The 12,842-nt window shown below is 71.4% G+C and carries 11 protein-coding genes; 6 read left to right on the top strand and 5 right to left on the bottom strand.

What is annotated here, in order from left to right:
- The 3 genes from FJV41_RS42550 to FJV41_RS42540 all read left to right on the top strand — a co-directional run.
- Positions 1-1,063 (top strand): spermidine synthase (locus tag FJV41_RS42550; RefSeq protein ID WP_141648347.1); only part of this gene is annotated, 1,063 nt, incomplete at its 5' end.
- Positions 1,060-1,518 (top strand): hypothetical protein, encoded by a 459-nt coding sequence (locus tag FJV41_RS42545; protein ID WP_141648346.1) that lies wholly within the window; start codon positions 1,060-1,062, stop codon positions 1,516-1,518. The genes FJV41_RS42550 and FJV41_RS42545, both read left to right, overlap by 4 nt.
- Positions 1,515-1,994, top strand: a complete 480-nt coding sequence (locus FJV41_RS42540) for a hypothetical protein (RefSeq protein ID WP_141648345.1) — start codon at positions 1,515-1,517, stop codon at positions 1,992-1,994. Before FJV41_RS42545 ends, FJV41_RS42540 begins: the two co-directional genes overlap by 4 nt.
- Here the strand turns inward: FJV41_RS42540 and chrA are convergent.
- A complete protein-coding gene (gene chrA, locus FJV41_RS42535) occupies positions 1,981-3,186 on the bottom strand; it encodes a chromate efflux transporter (RefSeq protein WP_141648348.1) in 1,206 nt (401 codons plus the stop codon). The genes FJV41_RS42540 and chrA overlap by 14 nt on opposite strands.
- A 110-nt stretch (positions 3,187-3,296) precedes the next feature.
- Between chrA and FJV41_RS42530 the strand changes: the two genes are divergently transcribed.
- Positions 3,297-3,722, top strand: a complete 426-nt coding sequence (locus FJV41_RS42530; RefSeq protein ID WP_141648344.1) for an OsmC family protein — start codon at positions 3,297-3,299, stop codon at positions 3,720-3,722.
- 65 nt (positions 3,723-3,787) lie between these two features.
- Here the strand turns inward: FJV41_RS42530 and maiA are convergent, their stop codons facing one another.
- The 3 genes from maiA to FJV41_RS42515 all read right to left on the bottom strand — a co-directional run bounded on the left by maiA (position 3,788) and on the right by FJV41_RS42515 (position 6,161).
- Positions 3,788-4,447: a maleylacetoacetate isomerase gene (maiA, locus tag FJV41_RS42525; protein ID WP_141648343.1), complete on the bottom strand. Its 660-nt coding sequence runs from the start codon at positions 4,445-4,447 to the stop codon at positions 3,788-3,790.
- Positions 4,444-5,424 (bottom strand): fumarylacetoacetate hydrolase family protein, encoded by a 981-nt coding sequence (locus FJV41_RS42520; RefSeq protein ID WP_141648342.1) that lies wholly within the window; start codon positions 5,422-5,424, stop codon positions 4,444-4,446. Before FJV41_RS42520 ends, maiA begins: the two co-directional genes overlap by 4 nt.
- Positions 5,425-5,576: 152 nt before the next feature.
- The gene (locus FJV41_RS42515; protein ID WP_141648341.1) at positions 5,577-6,161 is read right to left on the bottom strand and encodes a hypothetical protein; all 585 of its coding nucleotides are present in this window, start codon (positions 6,159-6,161) and stop codon (positions 5,577-5,579) included.
- Between the two features lie 368 nt (positions 6,162-6,529).
- Between FJV41_RS42515 and FJV41_RS54795 the strand changes: the two genes are divergently transcribed.
- Positions 6,530-11,515 (top strand): protein kinase domain-containing protein, encoded by a 4,986-nt coding sequence (locus FJV41_RS54795; RefSeq protein WP_141648340.1) that lies wholly within the window; start codon positions 6,530-6,532, stop codon positions 11,513-11,515.
- A 21-nt stretch (positions 11,516-11,536) separates the two neighbouring features.
- Here the strand turns inward: FJV41_RS54795 and FJV41_RS42505 are convergent, their stop codons facing one another.
- Positions 11,537-12,379: a class I SAM-dependent methyltransferase gene (locus FJV41_RS42505; RefSeq protein WP_181791315.1), complete on the bottom strand. Its 843-nt coding sequence runs from the start codon at positions 12,377-12,379 to the stop codon at positions 11,537-11,539.
- On the opposite strand from FJV41_RS42505, the gene FJV41_RS52730 reads away from it, so the two are divergent.
- Positions 12,374-12,514, top strand: a complete 141-nt coding sequence (locus FJV41_RS52730) for a hypothetical protein (protein ID WP_181791313.1) — start codon at positions 12,374-12,376, stop codon at positions 12,512-12,514. The two genes, FJV41_RS42505 and FJV41_RS52730, sit on opposite strands and share 6 nt — an antisense overlap.
- Positions 12,515-12,842: the final 328 nt, after the last annotated feature.

Raw genomic sequence — 12,842 nt, 5'->3', positions numbered from 1 at the left:
GGCGCATGCGGGGCGGCTGTCGTCCGCGTCCACGCTGGGCAGCATCGCCGGGACGCTCCTGGCGGCCTTCGTCGTCCTGCCGTGGCTGGGCACCGCGCGGGCCATGGCCTGCTTCGCGGGGGTGCTCGGGCTGACGGCGGCGCATGGGCTCGGCTGGCGGTGGCGGGTGATGGCCGTGGGGGTGCCGGTGGTGGCGCTAGCGCTGGGAGTCCACGCGCTGCCGCGACATCCGCGCGCACGGGACGTGGCCGAGTCACCCCATGCCTTCGTGCAGGTGCTGGAGTCACCCGAGGGGACCCGGAGCCTGGTGTTCGACGAGGGCTACGCGGTGCAGAGCACGTGGCTTCCCGGGCAGCCAGTGCGGGAAGAGGTCTTCGGGCATTACCTGCTGACGCCGGCGATGGCGCGCGCGGAGCCTCGGGCGCCCAGGGTGTTGCTGCTGGGCCTGGGCGCGGGCACCAGCGCGCGCGGGCTGCGGGAGACGTATCTCGGAGCGAGGGTGGTGGGGGTGGAGCTGGACGCGGAGGTGGTGCGGCTGGCGCGGACACACTTCGGGCTGGGGGCCGAGGTGGAGGTACACGTTGGCGATGCGCGCGCGTTCCTGGAGGCGGACTCGCGGCGCTACGACGTCATCATCGTCGACGCATTCCGCTTTCCCTATGTGCCCTTCCACCTGACGACGCGTGAGTTCGCGCGGAGCGTGGCGGACCACCTGGTTCCCGGAGGCGTGGCGTGCTTCAACGTGGGCCGCTTCCGCGAGGAGCGCGGTGTGGTGGACGCGGTGGGCGGCACGCTGGCGTCCGTGTTTCCTCACGTGCTCGCGGCGGATGCGCGCAACCCCAGCAACACGCTCTTCTTCGCGGGGGAGGAGGGCATGGCGGAGCGGCTGGCCGCGAGGACGGAGCGGCTCCCACTCTCGCTGCGCCCGCTGGCGACGCGCGTCGTCGGAGAGCTGCGCGCGGTGGCCTCCGCGGAGCCCCTCACGGATGACCGGGCCCCGGTGGAGCTGCTCACGGATGTCATCCTCCTGCGGGCCCTGGTGCGCACGGAGGGGCTGAAGTGAAGCCCCTGCCTCACATGCCGGAGTTCCTCGCGCCGCTGCCCCTGGCGGCCGTGGCGCTGATGGCGGTGAATGACCGCTGGCTCAAGCCCACCTTCCACAACACGCTCACCGGCAAGCTGTCGGACGTGGCCATCTGCTTCTTCCTGCCGCTCTACGTGTCCGCGCTGCTGGCCCTGGTGACGCGATGGCCTCGGAGCCTCCGGCTGGGCGCGGGAGCGGCGCTGACCGCCGTGCTGTTCACCGCGCTCAAGGTGTCACAGCCCCTCGCGGACCTCTTCTGTCAGTGGCTGCGTCCCCTGGGCGCGCCGCTCGGCCTCGACAGCTTCCGAGCGGTGGCCGACCCCACCGACCTGCTGACCCTGCCCTTCATCGCGGTGGCGGTGCTGTACGGCCGCGCCACGGTGCTCTCCCGGACGCCAGCCGCGTCCCTCACACCCCCCGGAGCCTTGTCATGAAGCCCCTGCTGAGAAACCTCGCGTCCGTCGCGGTGCTGGCCACCACCGGGCTCCTGCTCCTCGCCGACTCGTCGCGCAAATGCGAGCACGGCACCAGAGACGTCACCTTCGACGTCACCGGCAACACCTGCGGCTCCAACGGCACCTTCCGCGTCCTGTCGGGTGAGGACGCGTGCGAAATCACCACGCAGGGGGCCTCGGCGCTGGGGTTCCCCGAGTTCGGCGATTCGACCCGCGACAGCGTGGACATTCCGAAGGGTGAATGGTCGCTGCATGACCCCAGCCTCACCGTACACCTGGGCGCGGATGGGGGCGTCGTGCGGCCGGACGCGGGCTCCTCGACGAGCGTCCAGGCCAACCGCCACTGTGAGAACGAGCTGGATGGGAACACGCTGGTGCTGACGTGCATCGACCGGCGCGACGACCTGTCCGGCGTCGAAGTGGCCCGCTGCGGGGCGAAGCTCACCCCGCGCTGAGACTCTTCACCAGCCACCCCACCGCGCCTCCGCCCAGCACCAGCCAGGCGGAGTTGACGCGCCAGCGGATGAGCAGCACGGCGGACGCGAGGGCGAGCCCCACCGTCCACGCGTCCACCAGCGCCGCCCGGCCGAGCTGCCACGTCACCACGGCCATCAGCGCCAGCGACGCCACGTTGACGCCATCCAGGAACGCCCCCGCCCTCCACGAGCGACGCAGGCGCGGCACCAGCGGCCCGCTGAGCGCGACGAAGAAGAACGCGGGCAGGAAGATACCCACCGTGGCGACCACCGCCCCCGTCATCCCCCCGAGCACGTAGCCGATGAACGTGGCCGTGGTGAACACGGGGCCGGGCGTCACCTGCCCCACCGCCACCGCGTCCAGCAACTGCGCCTGGGTGAGCCATCCCCACCGCTCCACCAGCTCGGAGCGGAGGAACGCCAGCAGCACGTAGCCGCTGCCGTACAGCACCGAGCCCACCTTCAGGAAGAAGAGGAACAGGCCCTGCTGCGTGAAGGGCACGGCCGTGGTGGCAACGCCCAGGGGAAGCGCCAGCGCCCACGGCGACACGGGCAACGAAGCGGAGCGTCCCGAGGGCCCATGCTCCCGGCGGTGCTCGATTGCGCGCCACGCGAGGACGCCGAGCCCCGACAGCAACAGGAGCCACAGCTCGTTGACGCCGAGAAAGGCCGCCGCCGCGGACCCCACGGCCACGACAGCGGCGAGCCGCGTCTTCACCACGGTGCGCGACAGCCCCCACAGGGCCTGCAGCACCACGGCGATGATGACGGCCTTCACGCCGTACAAGAGCGCGCCCACGTCCGGCAGGTCTCCGAAGCGCGCGTAGGCCCAGGCGAAGCCGGTGACGATGAGGAACGCCGGAAGGATGAAGCAGACGCCGGAGACCAGCAGCCCCGGCCACCCGCCGCGCCGGTGGCCGATGTGGATGGCCAGCTCCGTGGAGTTGGGGCCGGGGATGAGGTTGGCCGCGCCGAGCAGGTCCACGAACTCCTCGCGCGTGAGCCAGCGCCGACGGCGCACCACCTCGTCCTCCATGAGCGCGATGTGCGCGGCCGGGCCACCGAAGGCGGTGGTGCCCAACCGGAGGAACAGGAGCGCCAGCTCCCGGAGCACGGGTGCGCTGTCTCTCGGCGCGGAAGGCGCGGGGCTCGCGGGCTCCAGGGGAGGCATCTTCACGAAAGCTACCCCAGGAAGAGGGATGCGCTGTCGAAACAACCTGGCGACTTCCCACCCGAGCACGGGCCTTGTCACCCGGACCCCGTCCTGGATTCATGCCCGTCATGACCACCCATGACACCACGCTGCTCGCGGCGGCCGTCGTCGAGAGCCAGGCTGGCTACACGCAGTCGATTCGCACCGGCAAGCACCACTTCCAGGCGGACGAGCCCGCGGCGCTGGGAGGCGCGGACCAGGGCCCCGCGCCCTATCAACTGCTGATGGGCTCGCTGGGTGCGTGCACCGCCATCACCTTGAAGATGTACGCGGCCCGCAAGGGCTGGGACCTGGACCCGCTCACCGTGAAGCTCAAGCTCTTCCGCGAGAACGACACCGAGCGCGTGGAGCGCGTGCTCTCCTGCGGCCCCACCGTGAGCGAGGAGCAGCGCGCGCGCCTGCTCGAAATCTCCGCGAAGACGCCGGTGACGCTCACCCTCTCGCGGGCCCTTCGCATCGAGACGACCTTCGCCCCGGCGGTGCCCACGCCCTGACAACTCCGCGAGAGGACCGCCCCCGCTCTCACTCGAGCGGGGACGACCTTCACGCGCCTCGGGCCTCAGCCCGGCGTCGCGTCGGGCTGCCGGTCCGGGTGGGACGCCTGGAAGGCGGGGTGCTCCGCGCACGCCGCTTCAATCCGCAGCAGCGTGGGGTACGGCGACAGGTCCAGCGCGAAGCGACGCGCGCCGTACAGCTGCGGCACCAGACAGACATCCGCCAGCGTCACCGAGTCACCCACGCAGAAGCGACCCACCGTGGGCTGCACCATCTTCTCCAGCGCCTCCAGGCCCCGGGTGTTCCAGTAGGCCCCCCACGCCTTGTCGTCGCCGTTCAGCTCGGCCTTGATGCGCTGCAGGACGGACAGGTTCTGCATGGGCTGCATGCCGGAGTTCACATACTCCGCCAGCATCCTCGCGCGGGCGCGCAGGTACGCATCCTCGGGGTACAGCGACGGCGACGGGGCGTGGTCCTGGAGGAACTCCAGGATGGCGAGCGACTGGGACAGCCGGCGCACGGTGCCGTCCGCCTCCGTCCACTCCAGCGTGGGCACCGTCCGCATGGGATTCACGGCGCGGTATGCGTCGGAGTTCTGCTGACCGCCGTCCTTCAAGAGATGCACCGCGACGTACTCGAAGGGCAGGCCCTTGAGGTTCAGTCCCAGCCGCACCCGCCACGAAGCGGAGGAGCGCCAGTAGTTGTGCAGGCGCAGGTCCTTCATGACGGCTTCACCACCTTCTGGGAGATGCGACCGAAGACGCTCTGCCCGTCCTCGCCCATCATCTCGATGTCGATGGTGTCGCCGGGCTTCATGAAGGGCGTCTTCGGCTTGCCCTCCTCAATCGTCTCAATCATGCGCTGCTCGGCGAGGCAGGAGATGCCCCGGGCGCGGTCCACGTTGGACACCGTGCCGCTGCCCAGGATGGTGCCCGCGGTGTAGCCGCGCGTCTTGCACAGGTGCTGGATGAGCTCGAAGAAGGAGAAGTGCATCTCCGGGCCCGCGTCGGTGTCACCCACCTGGACGCCGTTGAGCACCGAGCGCAGGCGCAGGTGGATGCGGCCCTCGCGCCAGGCCGGGCCCACCTCGTCCGGCGTCACCGCGAACGGGCTGAAGGCCGTGGCGGGCTTGCTCTGGAAGAAGCCGAAGCCCTTGGCCAGCTCGTCTGGGATGAGGTTGCGCAGCGACACGTCGTTGGCCAGCATCAGCAGCTTGACGTGCTTGCCGGCGTCGGCGGCCTTCGTGCCCTGCGGCGTGTCGCCGAGGATGACGCAGACCTCGCTCTCGAAATCCAGGCCCCACGCCTCGTCCGCCAGCGGGATGTCCGCGGTGGGCGCCAGGAAGTCCCCGGAGCCGCCCTGGTACACCAACGGGTCCGTCTTCAGCGTGGCCGGCGGCTCCGCGTTGCGCGCCTTGCGCACCAGCATGACGTGGTTGATGTAGGCGCTGCCGTCAATCCACTCGTAGGCGCGCGGCAGCGGCGCATGCAGGGCCGTCTGGTCCAGCGGGCGGCTCTGCACCGCGCCGGCCTCCAGCTGCGCGGCGAGCGCGCGCAACAGCGGCTCCTTCGTGTCCCAGTCGTCCAGCGCCGCCTGCAGCGTCAGGGCGACGTTGGTGGCCAGCGCATAGGCCGAGTTGTCCCGCTTGACGACGATGAGCCGCCCATCACGGGTTCCATCCTTGAGCGTCGCGAGCTTCAATCCCGGGCTCCCCGCGGCCCGGTGGAAACAGCGGGGGCCGCCTCATGTGCTCGGCTTTTCCGCCGGGGCCCCCAGGGTGTCAAGCACAGGGCGCAGATGCGCCGCGACAATCGTCACGGCGTGGAGAATGTCGAACCGCTCGCGGCGGAAATCTACCAGCAGCTCGACCGTGCCGGCAGCTGCGCGAAGTAGTTGTTGCCCAGGTTGCTGTCCCACTGGCCATGGGACGTCGCCGCCAGGGAGATGTCCCACGCGTTCTGATTCCCATTGGAGTTGAAGGCGTAGAAGAAGAGGTCGTTCTCCACCGCCGTGGGCTGCTGGCACACCCAGACGCCATCCTGGCCACCGTTGGCGAAGTGCTCAGTGCACTGGGGCAGGTTCTGGTACTGCATGCACTTGATGCAGGCGCGCGGCCCCGCGTTCAGGAAGACATAGGCATCGTTGTTGGTGCCCGCGCTGGCGCTCAGCGTCTGCTGGCGGCCGTTGAGCTGGATGTAGATGGAGATTTGATTGTCCGGGTACAGGCCCCGCAGGTAGCCCCGGTAGCTGACGGTGAGCGTCGCCAGGCGGCCGGGGAGCCGGCGCGTGTGGCGGATGACCTCGAAGGGCCCCGTCGTCGCGGAGTCGTACACGCTGCAGATGGGGTAGTCCGGCGGATAGTCGGAGGCGCGCGCCGAGGAGACAGGGAGCAGCAGGGACAGCGCGAGCGCGGCCAGGAACGTCTGCGACAGCTTCATGAGTGTGTCCTCGAGCAGGAGCGAGTTCACGCACCGGCGTAGCATGTGTCACCCACATGCCGGAAGACCGGGCGCCCGCCTCGTCGGCCGCCGGACGGACAAGGCCGCCCGCACGGCCTTGCCTCCTCGACAGTCCGTGGCGTTGGGCGCTCGCTCCCCTGGTTCGCGAGCTGGCACACAGCATGCTCGTGGGGCAGGAGGGAAGCGGAGCGCGCGCGGCTGTTGAAGGCTGAGTCGGCACACGGGGGACGTGCGTCGGCCTCTCCCCTTGGCAGCGCCCCGTCCGACACCCAACGTTGCCGGAAGGACGGAACGCGAGGCCAACCTCATCGCCGGAGCGATGCGGGGGTGGAGCGCGAGGACACTGAATGGCTGAAGGCTTCCAAGACGCCGGCGCCGTTCCAGGAGAGCCGCAGTCCGGCCGCCGACTGGGCAACCGGTTCGAGCTTGCCCACCGCATCAAGGCCGGCCACGGCATCTCCACCTGGGACGGCGTGGACCTGCGCACCGGAGAGCGCGTCGCCATCAAGGTGACGTCCACCACGGCGCTCGTCCCGGCCGCGCGGCACCGGCTGGAGCACGAGGCCACCGTCCTCTCCCACCTCGACAGTCCCTTCATCGTGCCGGTGCGCCACCTGGGCACCTCGGGCGACTGGCTGTTCCTGGTGGCGCCCTGGCTCCAGGGCGAGTCGCTGGATGCGCGCCTGTCACGCGGCGCGCTGAGCGTTCCGGAGGCCCTGTCCCTGGGCCGAGACTTGCTGTCCGCGCTGGCCGAGGCCCACCGTCACGGCGTCCTGCACCGGGACGTGAAGCCCACCAACATCATCGTCTCCGGACAGCCGCTCTCCCGCGCCACGTTGATTGACTTCGGCCTCGCGCGCAGCGAGCGACTGGACCCGTCGCTCAGGGACCTCCCGGTGGGCACCGCGCGCTACCTGTCGCCGGAGCAGGCGGGCCTGCTCCACCGTCCGGTGGAGGCCACCTCGGACCTGTACTCCGCAGGCGTCGTCCTCTTCGAGTCCCTCTCCGGAGAGCCCGCCTTCGACGGTGACTCCGTGGGCGAGGTGCTGCGTCAGCACCTGGCGGCGAGGCCCCGGCTGCGCGCCGTGGGCGTGGAGGCGCCGCGCGCGCTGGAGGAGGTCATCTCCCGGCTGCTGCAGACGGACCCGTCGGACCGCTACCAGACCGCGAGCTCCGCGCTGGCGGACCTGACGGAGCTGGAGGAAGCACTCTCGCGGGGACAGTCGGAGCCGGCGCTCATCACCGGCGCGAGGGATGCGCGACGCAGCCTCGCCGAGCCGTCCTTCGTGGGCCGTCACGAGGAGGTGGCCACGCTGGAGCGGGAGCTGGACCTCACGCGGACGGACCCCGGACGGCTCGTGCTGGTGGAGGCCGAGTCGGGCGGGGGCAAGAGCCGGCTCCTCGAGGAGCTCCGCGCGCGAGCGGCGCGGCATCACGCGTGGGTGCTGCAAGGACAGGCGCAGGACCAGGCCGCGCGGCGCCCGTTCCAGCTCTTCGCCGGCGTGGCCTCGGACCTCACCCAGGCGCTCCAGGCGAAGCCCGCGCTCGCGGAGCTCCTGCGCGACAGGTTGGCGGGGCAGGAGGCCGGCCTGTGCACGGTGCTGCCGCAGTTGGAGCCCGTGTTGTGCGCCCAGGCCCGCGCGCCCGCGCGCGGCCTCGGGCCCGAGTCACTCGGGGAGAGCCGGGGCATCTGGGCCCTCACCGCGCTGCTGAACGCGCTGGGCACCCGGGACGAGCCCGCCGTGGTGGTGCTGGATGATTGTCAGTGGGCGGATGAACTGACCCTGCGGGCGCTGGAGGGCTGGTCCCTGGCGAGGAAGCAGGGCCGGGGGCGGGTGCTCGTCGTCGTCGCGTTTCGTGGCGAGGACATCGGCCCCACGCACGTGCTGCGCAGACTGGCTCCCACCGCGCACCTGAAGCTGGCCGCCTTTGGCGCCCTGGAAGTCACGCGACTGGCGGAGTCCATGGCCGGCGCGCTGCCCCCCGAAGCCACCGAGCTGGTGGCGCGGCTGTCCGAGGGCAACCCCTTCATGGCCAACGCGGTGCTGCACGGGCTGGTGGAGGACGGCGTGCTCGTGCCCGGCCCCTCCGGGTGGCAGGTGCAACCGGAGGCGATGGCGCACGCGCGCTCGTCGCGGCAGGCGGCCACCTTCCTCGTGCGACGCCTGCGGCTGTTGCCCCTGGCCGCGCGGCGCCTGCTGTCCGTGGGCGCGGTGCTGGGCAAGTCGTTCGAGCTGGCGCGGGTGGCGACGCTGTCGGGCGCGTCTCCCGAGGAACTGGGCGCCGCGCTGGAGGCGCCGCGCCGCAGGCACATGCTGTGGGAGGAAGGCACGCGCTACACCTTCGTGCACGACAAGTTGCGCGAGGTGTTGCTGGACATGCTGACGCCGCAGAAGCGGCGGGAGCTGCACCGGCTGGCGGCGCGCTCGGCGGCGAACCAGCTGCCCCAGGACCCGTTCGAGCTGGCCTATCACTTCGACGCGGCGGGCGAGTACGCGCAGGCGTTGCCCCACGCGCTCGTGGCCGCGGAGCTGGCGCGGCGGCGCTTCGCGCTGGAGACCGCGGAGCTGAACTATCGCATCGCCGAACGCGGCGCCTCGGGCGCGGACGCGGGCACCCGCTTTCGCGTCGCGGCGGGGCTGGGCAATGTCCTCATGCTGCGCGGTCGCTACGAGGAGTCCCGCCAGCAGTTCGAGCGCGCCCAGGCGTTGGCGAGAGACCGACAGGAGCAGGCGCGCATCCTCGGTCAGGTGGGGGAGCTGGCCTTCAAGCGGGGCGACTTCGGCGAGGCCACGCTCGCGCTGGAGCAGGGCCTGAAGCTGATGGGGCGCTGGGTGCCTCCGGGAGGACTGCTCACCGGCGCGAGCGCCGTCTGGGAAATCCTGGCGCAGGCCGCGCACACGGTGGCGCCGCGAAGGTTCCTCTCGCGCAGGCCGCTGGCGGGTGGGGAGAGCGACCTCCAGGCGGTGCGCCTCTACAGCCGGCTCGCGTATGGCTACTGGTACCGGCGCGGACGCATGGCGGTGCTGTGGGCGCACCTGCGGGACCTGAACCTCGCGGAGCGCTACCCGCCCACGCCGGAGCTGGCCCAGGCGTATTCGGAGCACTCGCCCGCGCTCACCACCCTGCCCTGGTTCCAGCGCGCCTTCGCGTACGCGGAGAAGTCCCTGACCCTGCGCCAGGAACAGCGCGACGTCTGGGGCCAGGGACAGACGCTGCACTTCTACGGCCTGGCCTGCTACGCGGCGTCCCGCTTCAACGACTGCATCGAGAAGTGCACCGAGGCCATCCGGCTGCTGGAGCGCACGGGGGACCCCTGGGAGGTGAACAACGCGACGTTCCAGGTGGCCATGGCGCTCTATCGGCTGGGTCGGCTGCGCGAGTCGCTGGAGACAAGTCAGCGGCTGCACGCGGCGGCCCTGGCGCTGGGAGACCGCTACTCGGCGCGCCTGGGGCTGGAGGCCTGGGCCAAGGCGTCGGGAGGGCGGCTTCCGGGCACGCTCCTGGAGGGCGAGCTGGGCAACCCCGACCAGCCGGACCCGCAGAGCTACGCGGGCGTCCTCCAGGCGGAGGCCCTGCGCCGGATGCACAAGGGGGACGCGGCGGGCGCCGTGGAGGTGCTGGAGCGCGCCGCGCGACTGGTGGACGAGGCGAACCTGCGCCAGGAGTACGTGGCCCCCATCGCGCCCCTCCTGGCCACGGCGCTGCGTCAGCTCGCGGAAGTCACCTCGCCCCTGGCCGCCGCGCGCCGCGAGGCCCTGCTCAAGCGCGCCGAGGGCGTGGCACGGCGCGCCCATGCGCTGGCGCGCACCTACCGCAACAACCTTCCGCATGCGCTGCGCGAGCGGGGCCTGATTGCCGCGTTGAGAGGCCAGCCCCGACAAGCGCGACGCTGGCTGGAGCAGTCGCTGCAAGTGGCCGAGGCCCAGCAGATGCGGCACGAGCATGCCCAGAGCCTGAAGGCCCGCGGAGCGCTGGGACACGCGCTGGGCTGGCCCGACGCGGAGGTGGACCTGGCCACGGCCACCCGGGCGCTGGAGGAGATGGAAGAAGGCCTCTCGCCGGAGGTCGCCGCGCGAGGCGGCACGCGCACCCTCTCGCTGGTGGACCGCTTCCCTCGCGTGCTGGAGGCGGGCCGCAGGCTGGCCTCCGCCCTGTCACGCGAGGCGGTGTTCGAGGCCGCGCGCCAGTCGATGCTGGAGCTCCTGCGCGCCGAGCACTGCGCGGTGGTGGACCCTCGCGACTTGCCCACGGACGAGGACTCGGACGCGGTGGGCATCAGCCGCACCGCCATGGCCCGCGCGCTGGAGACCGGCCGCATCACCGTGCTGGGCCAGGGCCTGCCCGGGCGCGCGAGCGAGAGCATGGAGCTGCTCGGCGTGCGCTCGCTGCTCTGCGCGCCCATCCAGGTGCGCGGCAAGACGGTGGCGTGTGTGGTCGCCACGCATCGCCAGGTGGGCGCGCTGTTCGGCGAGCTGGAGGAGCACCTGGCGGAGTTCGTCACCGTGCTGGCCGGAGCGGCGCTGGAGAACGCGGAGAACTTCGCGCGCATCGCCGCGCTCTCCGAGGAGCAGGGCCGCCTCTACCGCGCCGAGCAGGAGGCGGTGCGCCGCCGCGATGACTTCCTCTCCATCGCCGCCCACGAGCTGAAGACGCCGCTCACCTCGCTCCAGCTCCACATCCAGGGCCTCCAGGCCCAGGCCCGCGCCACCACCCACCTGCCTCCGGAGAAGCTCACCGCCAAGCTGGAGTCCGCCTCCGCGCAGACCCAGCGCCTGGGGCGGCTGGTGAGCGACTTGCTGGACATCTCCCGGCTCGCCCAGGGCCAGCTCCACATCAAGCTCTCCGAGGTGGACCTGGTGGCGCTGGTGCGAGGCCAGCTCGAGCGCAGCCGCGAGGCGCTCGCCCGCGCCGAGTGCCCGGTGCGGCTGCACGCACCCAGGCACCGCCTCGCGGGCTACTGGGACGCCATGCGACTGGAGCAGGTGGTGGGCAACCTGTTGTCCAACGCGATGAAGTACGGCGCCGGCCAGCCGATTGAAATCACCCTGGAGGAGCGGGGTGGCCTCGCGCGGCTGCGCGTGCGGGACTCCGGCATCGGCATCGCCACCGAGGACCTCTCGCGCATCTTCGGACGCTTCGAGCGCGCGGTGTCCGTGCGCCACTATGGCGGCTTCGGCCTGGGCCTGTGGATTGTCCGCGAAATCGTCCAGGCCCTGGGCGGCACCATCGACGTGGAGAGCACCCCGGGCACGGGCTCCACGTTCACCGTCACCCTGCCCTGCTCCGGGCCCCCGTCACACCTCGAGCCTCCCGGCCCGCCCGTGCACTGAAGCGCGCTCCAGGCGCCACGGTCAGCGGCGCGTGAGCTCCAGGTAGATGACGTTGTCCTGGCTGTCCCGGAACAGCCGCACGGAGTCGAGCTGCTCCAGCGGCACTTCACCCAGCAGGGCGCGCATCTCGTCCTCCTCACGGTAGGTGAGCCACCAGTCCATGAAGGCCTCCATGTAGCCCGTCTCCGGCGGAAAGCGCGCGAAGTTGGCCACCAGCAGACGGCCTCCCGAGCGCAGCATGCCGAAGAGCAGCCCGGTGAGCCGCGTGGCGACGGAGGCGGAGAGGTAGTCGTAGAGGCCCGCGGAGTAGACGAAGTCCAGGTCCGCGAAGGTCGCCTTGCCGGCGAGCAGCGCGCGCACCGAGCCGCAGTGGGGGCGCACCACGTCGAGCGGCTGGTGGTGCGAGATTTCCGCGAGGCTCAGCGGGTCCTGGTCGAACGCGATGAGTTCTTGGACGCGGCGCTCCCGCACCGCGGCGGAGGACTCGGCTTCACGCAGGTGGCCACACGCGACGGAGAGGATGCGCGCGCCCTGGGGAACGCGCTCGGCCGTCGCGTCGAGCGCGCGTGCTAGCAGCTCGCGGCGCTCCCGCACGCTGACCGCGCTGGGTTGCTGGTGCATGTACCGGTAGACCTCCCGGCCCGCGTGGAGTTCGTCGGCGGCACGGTCCATGTACAGGTAGTCGATGAGGGCCGCGTCCCCCGCGTAGCCCCGGGGGCGCTCGAAGGCCCGCCGGGTGAAGGGACACTGGTGGACGAATGAGCGGAGCGGGTGCTTGCGCGCGGTGTCCGTGCAGAAGGACTTCCAATCCTCCTCGCTCCAGCGGCGCCGCAAGGTGAGCAGGCCCAGGTGGAGCGAGTGCATGTCCTGGTGCAGCACCTCGTCCTCGGCGGCCATCATCCGCTCGTGGATGCCATCGAGCCACCCTCGAGCTTCCGCGAGCGCCTCGTGGGCTGGACGCTCCGGGACGGGAAGGACCAGTTGGTTGCGCTGGACTGAGGGGACAGGCGTTGGCCTCGGCGGGCGGGGCATCGTCTGGGGGTCGTGCATCGTCCAACACAACCCCGGGGGGGTATGTATGCACTTCCCACGAGAAGCGTTCTCGCCCGCCCGGTCCTGGAGGCGGGCGTCCGAGCGCGCCCCCGGAGCCTTCCTTCCAGAGGTGCTCTTCAAAACGCAGCGAGTATTCGTATCCCGGCCCCGCTCACGCCACAGTCCCGCGCGCCTTCGGTCCTGCGTCTCCTGGAGCTGCCCATGACCTCGTGGTCCACCCTCTCGCGAGCACTCGTCACCCTCGCGGTCCTCCCCGCCCTGGCCCTGGCCCTCC

The sequence above is a fragment of the Myxococcus llanfairpwllgwyngyllgogerychwyrndrobwllllantysiliogogogochensis genome (assembly GCF_006636215.1).
In the GTDB taxonomy this organism is placed as follows: domain Bacteria; phylum Myxococcota; class Myxococcia; order Myxococcales; family Myxococcaceae; genus Myxococcus; species Myxococcus llanfairpwllgwyngyllgogerychwyrndrobwllllantysiliogogogochensis.
This window is presented reverse-complemented; position numbering and strand designations above follow the sequence as displayed.